We start from the raw sequence: 649 nt of genomic DNA, 5'->3' as shown, positions 1-649 counted from the left end.
AAAACTTCTTGTACTTCTTCATTTTTATCAACCTCCGTAGTTTAAATTTGCTAACTAATTCTAGCGATATACAAATAAAATAACCAATTAATAGCTATTATATTTACAATTTTATCAAATAAACTTTAAAAGGGATACAAAATACAGAATGAAATTTATCCAAACAAATGAGTCAGTTACTTATTTTTCAAGCCAATTATGCAAAGTGATTTCAGAACCTTTAGAATTATCCCTATTTTTTATATTTTCTTTTTCTAACGCACATTCAACAAATAAATTGTAAAAAGACTTGTAAAATAAACCTTTAGGACTTTTAACAGTAGAATCTGTCTTGATTTTATGCATCACTCGTCGCAAACATTTGTCTATTTCATCTTGATAATCTTCCCCAATTAAAACAACATTGTATTCTTTTTCAACTTTAGTTTTAGCACGTATAATTGTTCCAACCATTTCATGGGCTTCTTGAATAGTATCAGAAAAGGCAGCAATAAATTTTAAGCTATCTTTGCTTAGGAAAGTGTTCTCTTGGACTTCTGAAAACTGATCGAGCAATAATTGTTGCTGCAAGGCTTCTTTTTTAGTATCTAATGTATCTAATGTATCTAAATAAGAAGTATAGAATAGATTGTCTGCGATTTTCGCAATT

The 649-nt window shown here is 28.2% G+C and carries 1 pseudogene; it reads right to left on the bottom strand.

Features of this window, described 5'->3' with window-relative positions:
- Nucleotides 1-180: 180 nt before the first annotated feature.
- A pseudogene (locus KQI94_RS16890) lies at nucleotides 181-649 on the bottom strand (replication protein RepA); the annotation flags it as partial.

The sequence above is a fragment of the Enterococcus sp. S183_ASV_20 genome (assembly GCF_018919685.1).
Lineage (GTDB): Bacteria > Bacillota > Bacilli > Lactobacillales > Enterococcaceae > Enterococcus > Enterococcus faecalis.
The sequence above is the reverse complement of the archived record's forward strand: the minus strand, read 5'-3'. Positions and strand labels throughout refer to the sequence as shown.